The organism is Ameyamaea chiangmaiensis, from assembly GCF_013376175.1.
Lineage (GTDB): Bacteria > Pseudomonadota > Alphaproteobacteria > Acetobacterales > Acetobacteraceae > Ameyamaea > Ameyamaea chiangmaiensis.
Genome location: NZ_JABXXR010000118.1, coordinates 1 through 8,805 on the forward strand (window position 1 = coordinate 1; position 8,805 = coordinate 8,805).

Sequence of the window (8,805 nt, forward strand, 5' to 3'; positions counted from 1 at the left end):
GATGGGTGTGGGCGCGTTGGCCGGGCTGATGGCCGCGGCCGTCGGCGGCGTGCAGATCCTGCACGCACGCGAAACCGAGGGCGAACAGACGCCGGGTGCTAGGCCAGCACGTAGAACAGGATGGCCGATACGGTGATCGTGGCCGGCAGCGTCGTGACCCAGGCCAGCGCGATCTTGCCGAGGGTGCGCATGTTGATGCCGCTGCCCGCCGCGACCATGGTGCCGGCGACGCCCGACGTGATGATGTGCGTGGTCGACACCGGAAGCCCGGTGTACCCCGCCGTCGCGATCAGCCCGGCCCCGACGATCTCCGACGCCGCACCCTGCGCGGGGGTCAGGTGCTGCTTGCCGATCCCTTCGCCCAGCGTGGTGACAATGCGGCGATAGCCGATCATGGTGCCGATGCCCAGGCACAGCGCGCTCAGCACCCGCACCCAGAACGGCGCGTATTCGACACAGGGGCGCAGTTGCGCGGCAATCGTCTTGGCCTTGGCCTTTTCGGCGCCCGACGCGGCGGGATTGGCGCCGACATCGCGCACGCCGGACAGGATTTCATAGACATCGCCCCGGACTTCCGACGGCGTGGCGGCAGCCGCCGGGTTGCCCAGGCGATCGATCGACGCCAGCGCATCGGGACGAAAGCTGTAGCGGTCGTACCGGTCGATCAGGGGACGGGCGTCGTTGGCCAGCACGGCCAGTTGCGGACGGTCGAGCGTATGGCCGGGGTTCATGGCGAACGACGCCGGGATAAGCCCGATGATCGTCAGCATGATCAGGCCGATGCTTTTCTGTCCGTCGTTGCTGCCGTGGGAAAAACTGACCGACGTGCAGGTCAGGATCAGCAACGCGCGCACGACGGGGTGCGGCTTGTCGTTTTCGCTCGGCGGCGTGTAGAGAGCCGGCAGCTTCACGCAGGCCCGGATCAGAAGATAGGCGATCCCGGCGAGGAAAAAACCCAGCAGCGGTGAAATCGCCAGCGCGCGCAGGACCTTGGTGATCTGTCCCCAGTCGACCGAATGGCCGAGATCGCGCGCATGCAGAAACGAATCCCCGATCGCGACGCCGATAAGCGCGCCAATCGTGCAATGGGAGGACGAATTCGGAATCCCGAACCACCAGGTCAGCAGATTCCACGCCAGCGCCGTGCCGAACAGGGCCACCAGCATCGGGACAGCCGGGTTGCCATTGGGCGGCGTCAGCACGTCCGGCGGCAGCAGTTCGACAAGGGCATAGGCCACCGAAATACCACCCAGCAGCACGCCGAGCAGGTTCATCAACCCCGACCACACTACCGCCGTGCGCGGCCTGAGCGAGCGGGTGTAGATCACGGTGGCTACGGCGTTGGCGGTGTCGTGAAAGCCGTTGGCGAACTCGAACACGCACACCAGGATGAAACACAACCCGAGCGCGATGAGGGAGCCGGCGGACGAAGGGGCAAACTGCAGCATGGGCGATCCCGCCTTGGAGAAAGGATCGCATCGTTCTGTGGCATACCCGACACCGAGAAAAGGCGTATGGCACCGTTTTCTCGAACTCTTCACAATCGCCGACGATGTCCGGCAGGCTTGGCGCCTGTCCTTCCCTGCGCGCCCGTATCGCGGCACAGTTGGATCTCTCATGCCCCAGTCGACGACCTCAGATATGCTACACGCCTGCACGCCCCTGTCGCGACGCGGCTTCGGTCGGGGCATCGCCCTGTCCGTGGCGTCGGCGTGTGCAATGCCACGGGCACGTGCGGCAGGAAGCACGGTCGCGGCCAGGGTCGTGCTGGATACCGAACGACCGGGGCGGATACTGCCCGGCAGCCTGTGCGGCCTCAGCCTCGAAACCGCTGTCCTCAGCAACTCCGCCGTGCTGAATGCCCGGAACACGGCCCTGGTCGCTCTCCATCGCGGCCTGTCCGCGCAGGGCGTCCTTCGCCTGGGCGGCAATACGTCTGACCTTGGCTGGTGGGATCCGGGGGGAGGACAGGCGCCGGACGATATCTCGCACCCCGCCCATCCGCGTGATATATTCGCGATCACGCATGAACACCTTGAAAATCTGCGTGGCTTTGTCGACGCGACGGGCTGGAGCGTTGTGTGGGGGCTCAATCTCGGGACCGGCAGGCCCGAACAGGCCGCGCGGGAGGCTGCCGCCGTGGCGACCCACCTGGGGCCCGCCCTTCTTGCGTTTCAGATCGGCAATGAGGCCGACCTATTCAACCGTTATGGCCATGCGATGCGTGGACCAGCTTGGTCATTCACGCAGTTCCTGCATGACTGGACGCGCACCGCAACGGCGGTCGTCGCGGCCTGTCCGAACGCGCGGTTCTGGGGACCGGACGTGGCCGTGCGCGACGACTGGATCGTCCGCTTCGCGCAGGCGATTCCCGCATCGTTACGCCCGCACGTCACGAGGTTGAGTGCCCATTACTACGCCGAAGGACCACCCGATGCCCCCGATAGCACCATAGCGCATCTTTTGGCCGACGACCCCCGGGTGGGGGAGCTCCTGGACACCCTGCGACCCGTTCTCCACCGTACAGGCCTGCCCTTTGCGATAACCGAAGCGGGAAGCTGTTTTCTGGGCGGCAAGCCCGGCGTCAGCGACACCTTCGCTTCCGCCCTGTGGGCGACGGACTATGTGCTACGCATGGCGCAGGGCGGGTGCGACAACGTGTGCTTCCACGGCGGCGCAGCGGAGGTTGAACACGCCAACAATGGACGCTCGATCGGCGCACACACGGACGCCGATCGAGCCCGGGCGCGGCGTGGTGCGTTCTATTCACCGATCGCCGGCACACCAGAGACGGGATACATAACCCGACCTCTCTACCGAGGGCTTCAGGCCGCGCAATCGTTGTCTAGAACAGAACTTTTACCGACAGAGATGGAGGCCAAGGGGATTAACCTCTCCGCCTACGCCGGGCGCAGGGGCAAGGTAATCACCCTTGTGATGGTCAATCGTGATCTGACGCACGACGCGGATGTGACGATCGAAAGCCCAGCAGAACGTCTGATCGTCCGATCCGCGCGCTTGTTGTCGGCGCCCACGGTCGACGCGGATACGGCAGTCACGCTGAAAGAGGCGCCCGATCGTGTGGGTGCCGGGGGGACACGCACTCTCGCCGTGCCCCACGCGTCCGCCCTGGTGGTGACGATGGGCTGAGGGACGGATCCGCCCCTCGCTGCGATCAGTGGTCGGTCCAGCCGACGTAGGACCCGACATTGTCACGCGTGATCAGTTGCGGTGCGATCAGCACCACCTTTTCCGCCGGGGGCTTGCCATCGACGATCGCCTGCGCGGTCTGCATGGCCAACGTGCCCATCTTGTACGGATCCTGCGATGCCGAAGCGAGAATCGACCCTTTCTTCGACTTTAGCGCCCCCACGATATCGGGCGCACCGTCGACCGACGTAATGACCAGCTGCCGGTTCTGCTGACGCGCGGCAAGGTCGGAGCCGATAGCCTGCGGGTCGTTGATGGTGAACACGCCCTTCAGGTCGGGGTAGCGGATCAGGTAGCCCAGCATGACCTGCATGCCCGCATCGCGCGAGCCCTGGCCATTCTGGTCGTCGCTGACGATCTTGATGTCCGGCGATGCGGCCAGCGCCTTCTTGCAACCCGCGACGCGGTCGATCACCGACGACACCGACGGGCCGTTCTCGATCGCGATTTCGCCCTTGTGCCCGATCTGGTCGGCCAGGAACGCGCAGGAAATCTCGCCCGCCTTGACGTTGTCGGTCATCACGGTGGCGTCCGCGCCGGCTGCGGCCACGTCGGCGGCGATCACGACGATGCCGGCCGCCTGTGCGCGCTTGATCGCCGGCAGGATGGCCTTGGGATCGACGGCGTTGATGATGATGGCCTTCACGCCGGAGGCGATGAAATTATCGATCTGGGTGAACTGCTTGTTCAGGTCGTAATCCGCCGAGACGGACGTCACACGGGCCGAGGGATCGGCCTTGCGCGCCTCGTCCGCGACAGCCTTGGACAGGGTGACGAAATACGGATTGCCCAGAGAGCCCATCGTCACCCCGATCGAGGTGATCGGCGCGGCAGACGCCGACGGTGCGAGGGCGAGGGCGAGGGAGGCAGTGCCGCACAGCAGGGCGGCGCAGGCGGAAGCGAGTAGAGTGCGCATTGTTCTTGCGGTTCCGTGTTCTTGATGACCGGTTTGGCAGGTAAGGGGCGTGCGGGCCCCGATCAGGTGCGGGCGTTTCCTTTCTGCCGCAGGCGATCCAGCGCGACCGCGCCGATGATGACCAGCCCCTTGACGATGAACTGCCAGATATCGGACACGCCCATCAGGATCAGGCCGTTAGACAGCACCGCGATGATCAGGCCGCCGATCAGCGTGCCCCAGATCGACCCGATACCGCCCACGAACGACGTGCCGCCCAGAATAACCGCCGCGATCGCATCGAGTTCATACGACTGGCCAAGCTGAAGACCATTGGCCGCATACAGCCGGGCCGAGGACATCACGCCGCCCAGACCCGCCAGCAGGCCCGACACGCCATAGACGAACATCAGCACCAGCCCGACGTTAATGCCGGCCAGACGGGCGGCGGACATGTTGCCGCCCACCGCATAGATCCGCACGCCCAGAACCGTGCGGCGCAGCACGTACCAGGCAGCCAGCACCACGGCGAGCGCGATGATGGCCAGCCACGGCAGCACCACGCCCGGCAGCACATGCAGACCGTCGTTGCCGATCCACGCGAAGCTGAGGTCGGCATTGAAGATGGTCTTGTCCTCGCCCAGCAGGCGTGCCAGACCGCGCACCGCCGTCAGGGAGCCGAGCGTGACGATGAACGGCGGCAACCCGGCCCAGGCGATCAGCGCGCCGTTGCCCAGACCGATCAGCAGACCCGCGCCAAGGCATGCCGGAATGGCCAGCCACGCCACGGTGGCCGACAGCGACGTCATCAGCGCCACCATGGCCGATGCCGCCAGAATCGAGCCCACCGACAGGTCGATCCCGCCGGTCAGGATGACGAAGGTCATGCCGGTGGCCAGCACGATGTTGATCGATGCCTGCTGCGCGACGATGGACAGGTTCTGCGCGGTGAGGAATCGATGGCCGCCGGCCAGGTGAAACCCGATGGCCAGCAGGATCAGCACCGGCAACATGCCGGCTGCCTGAAGGGCGGACCGCATCTGGGCGCGGCGGGTGGCCGACGACGTGCCCGGCGAGGTGGGAGGGATGGCGGCGGGAGACGTGGCGGAGGTTGCCATGGGTGTCGTTCCGGTTCAGGCGGCGGCGTCGGCCGCGGCCAGCGTCATGATGGCATGCTGTGTAGGGGCGGGTTCGCCGGGGCCGCCCACCTCGCCCGCGATCCGGCCCTCGCGCATCACCAGGACGCGATCGCAGACACCGATGATCTCGGGCAGTTCGGAGGAAATCATCAGGATCGCCATACCCTTTTTGGCCAGCGAATCGATGATCCGGTAGATTTCGGATTTCGCACCGACATCGACACCGCGCGTCGGCTCGTCGAGGATCAGCACCGCCGGGCCGCTTTCGAGCAGCCGCGACAGCAGCACCTTCTGCTGGTTGCCACCCGACAGGCTGCCGACATTGACCGCCGTTCCGGCCGCGCGCACCCGCATCGCCCCGAACGCGTTGCGCGCCCGCTCCCCCGCGCGTCGCAGGTTGAGCCGCCCGAGAAAGCCCGCGTCGCGCTCGATCACGTCCAGAACGATGTTGGTCTGGCACGTCATGTCCAGAAACAGGCCCAGCGCCTTGCGGTCCTCGGTCAGATAGACCACGCCCGACGCGATCGCGTCGGCCGGACCGGCGGGCGCGAAAGGCTGTCCCTTCAGCGTCATGCTGCCGCCCCGGGCCGGATCGGCGCCGAAGACCAGACGGGCAAGTTCGGTGCGGCCCGCGCCGACCAGGCCCGCCAGCCCCAGCACTTCGCCCGCGTGCAGCGTGAAGGAACACGGATGCACCCGCCGGCCGCCGTCGGTCAGGCCGTCGACGCTCAACACCGGCTCGCCGCGCGCACCGGCATCATCATGGGACTTCATGTAGAACGACGACATGTCGCGCCCGACCATCATGCGCACCAACGCATCGGACGTGATCTCCTCGCGCTCCAGCGTGCCGACATACTGGCCGTCGCGCAGGACCGACACGCGGTCCGCCAGTTCGTAGATCTCCGCCATGCGGTGACTGATATAGATCAGCGCGATGCCTTCGCTGCGCAGCTGGCGCACCAGAGCGAAGAGCCGGTCCGTCTCGCGCGAGGACAGGGCGGTGGTCGGCTCGTCCAGCACAAGGATGCGCGCCTTGCGGAACAGGGCGCGGGCGATTTCGACCATCTGCTGTTCGGCGATGGACAGGGTCGCCACCAGCGTGTCGGGCCCGAACGGCGCGCCCAGACGCTCCAGCACCGGGCGGCACGACTCGCGCATTTCCGAACGGTCCAGACGACCGCCGACCAGCATCGGCTCATTCCCGAGATGGATGTTCTCGGCCACCGTCAGGTTGGGCGCGAGCGCGAGCTCCTGATAGATGATGGCGATCCCGGCATCGCGCGCATCGCGCGGCCCCTGGATCGAGATCGGTTGTCCGGCCACCATGATCTCGCCCCCCGGATCGGCGCGATAGGCCCCGGACAGGATTTTCATCAAGGTGGATTTGCCGGCGCCGTTCTCGCCCATCAGAGCCAGGATTTCGCCCGCGTGCGCGATCAGCGCAACGTCGGACAGCGCCTTGATACCCGGAAAACTTTTGGAAATGCCCCGCATGGTGAGTGCGGGGCATGAGGTATTGTTTTTTTGTTGTTTTTCTTGATTGTTGTGCACCGATTTATCCGGCGTTCTTGGTTCTGTTATCGGTCACATAACGATATCCGCTTTCGTTTGGCAAGCGGGATTTTTCGAAGCGAAATCACAAAATCGCGCCCCGGCGATCCGCCCCCTCCGACGGACACGAATGCCGAAAACGATCGGCCTGAAAAGGGAGGTCGCCAACCCGGACCATGCCCCGCCATCGTGCCCCGCGATTACGCCCCGTCGCGCGTGTCAGGGCCGGCCGCCCCGGCGTCCGGCAGCACCCGGAACAACGTGGTGTGCCGCGACAGGCTGTCCTCGAGCTCCCGCGAGGTGGCGATGTCGCGATGTTCGAGAATTTCCAGCCCTGCGGTCGGACGGTAGGAGCGACCGGGATCGGCGATCCATACCTCGGCCTGCCGCGCGCATCGCCTCAGCCACGGCAGGATATGCGCGGTCATCGGCGCCTCGTAGCAGACGTCGCCACACACAATGAGGTCCCAGCGGCACGCACTGCCCACGATGTCGCCGCTCGATGCCGCGATCTCCACCCCGTTCCGGTGCGCGTTGAGCCCGATCGCCGCGACCGCCAACGGATCGATTTCCGCCGCTTCAACCCGTGCCGCTCCCGCCATGGCGCAGGCAATCGCCGCGATCCCGCTGCCGGCGGCGAAATCCAGCACACGCTTGCCCGCCACCAGCGACGGCTGATCGAGCACCCGCCGCGCCACAAGCTGCCCCCCGGGCCACGCGAAGGCCCAGAACGGCGGCGCCATGCCCGTCCGGGCAAGCCAGTCTTCGCTGGCCTGCCAGATCGGCGTGATCTCGCTGGCCAGATGCAGAGCGATTTCCGGGGTCAGCGGCGGCCGTTCGATCACCGTATGGGCCGCGATGAAGGACGCCGCAGCCGTATCGTGCGCGTCGGTCACGCCGTCATCAGACCCAGCAGAAAAGCCCCGGCGACCATCAGCCCGATCTCGCGGTTGAAGCGAAACTGCCGTAGGCACAGGGCGGGGTCGCGCGGGTTGATCGCCGTCGCCTGTCGCCACAGCACCACGCCGATGGGCGGCAGACAGACCAGTGCCCCCGGCCCTGTGCCCGCGCCCCATGCGGCCAGCGCCAGACCGACCAGCATGGCGGCATAGCACGCCCCCACGAACGACCGCGCCCGGCCTGCCATCAGGCGGGAGGTGGATTTGACGCCGATCCGCGCGTCATCCTCCATGTCCTGAAAGCCATAAATCGTATCGAAGCCTAGCTGCCAGACGATCGTCGCGGCATACAGCGCCACCATGGACGCATCGAGGCGACCCGACGCCGCGACGTAGCCCAGAGGCGCGCCAAAGCCGAAGGTGAACCCCATCACCAGCTGCGGCCACCAGGTGACGCGCTTGGCCAGAGGATACAGCGCCACCAGCACCAGCGACGACGCCCCCAGAAGACGCGCCAGAGGGTTAAGCTGCACCAGGATCACCAGGCCGATCAGCAACAGGACCGCCAGAAACACCGCTGCCTGCCGCATCCGCAGCGCGCCGCTGGCCAGAGGCCGGTTGGCCGTGCGCGCCACCTGCCGGTCGATGTCGCGGTCCCACATGTCATTGACGACGCACCCCGCCGCCCGCATCACCAGGCTGCCGATCCCGAACAGCACCAGCAGGCGGGTGCGTTCGGCCGGCACCACATCCGGCGGCAGCAGGATGCCCCACACGCCGGGCAGGAACAAAAGCCACGTGCCGATCGGACGGTCCAGCCGCGCCAGCAGCGCATACGGGCGCAGCGCGGGCGGCAGACGGCCGATCCAGCCCTGGTCGCGGATATCGGTGTGGGAGGAGGCAACGGTCACGATGTCGGGGCTCCACGCGACTGAGAACGGCAGAAGGCCGGACGCGCCGGTCGCCGCCACAGATGCGGCGTTGCGCGCGCCGGGTCAATCGGCGAGACACGGACGCAGGCGTCCGGCCCGCGCCGTCGCCCTCGGACCGCTTCAACCGGAGACCCCTCGTGCAGGATCTGCCCCGCCTTTTCCTCGCCCCCGACACC

Annotated in this window: 7 protein-coding genes; 1 reads left to right on the forward strand and 6 read right to left on the reverse strand. The window is 66.7% G+C overall.

The annotated features are described in order from the left end of the window. Positions 1-98 precede the first annotated feature (98 nt). The gene (locus tag HUK82_RS12415) at positions 99-1,448 is read right to left on the reverse strand and encodes an inorganic phosphate transporter (protein ID WP_176614264.1); all 1,350 of its coding nucleotides are present in this window, start codon (positions 1,446-1,448) and stop codon (positions 99-101) included. 169 nt (positions 1,449-1,617) lie between these two features. Between HUK82_RS12415 and HUK82_RS12420 the strand changes: the two genes are divergently transcribed. Further along, positions 1,618-3,150, forward strand: coding sequence for a hypothetical protein (locus HUK82_RS12420; protein WP_176614265.1), 1,533 nt, complete (start codon positions 1,618-1,620; stop codon positions 3,148-3,150). Between the two features lie 25 nt (positions 3,151-3,175). On the opposite strand, the gene HUK82_RS12425 is transcribed toward HUK82_RS12420, so the two are convergent. The 5 genes from HUK82_RS12425 to ubiA form a co-directional block, all read right to left on the reverse strand. Next, on the reverse strand, positions 3,176-4,126 hold the full coding sequence (locus tag HUK82_RS12425; RefSeq protein WP_176614266.1) for an ABC transporter substrate-binding protein: 951 nt from the start codon (positions 4,124-4,126) through the stop codon (positions 3,176-3,178). Positions 4,127-4,188: 62 nt separating this feature from the next. Then, positions 4,189-5,223: an ABC transporter permease subunit gene (locus HUK82_RS12430; RefSeq protein WP_176614267.1), complete on the reverse strand. Its 1,035-nt coding sequence runs from the start codon at positions 5,221-5,223 to the stop codon at positions 4,189-4,191. Between the two features lie 15 nt (positions 5,224-5,238). Next, positions 5,239-6,741, reverse strand: coding sequence for a sugar ABC transporter ATP-binding protein (locus HUK82_RS12435; RefSeq protein ID WP_176614268.1), 1,503 nt, complete (start codon positions 6,739-6,741; stop codon positions 5,239-5,241). A 257-nt stretch (positions 6,742-6,998) separates the two neighbouring features. After that, complete coding sequence (locus HUK82_RS12440) at positions 6,999-7,694, reverse strand: class I SAM-dependent methyltransferase (protein WP_176614269.1); 696 nt, start codon at positions 7,692-7,694, stop codon at positions 6,999-7,001. Then, positions 7,691-8,608, reverse strand: coding sequence for a 4-hydroxybenzoate octaprenyltransferase (gene ubiA, locus HUK82_RS12445; protein ID WP_176614270.1), 918 nt, complete (start codon positions 8,606-8,608; stop codon positions 7,691-7,693). Before ubiA ends, HUK82_RS12440 begins: the two co-directional genes overlap by 4 nt. Positions 8,609-8,805: the final 197 nt, after the last annotated feature.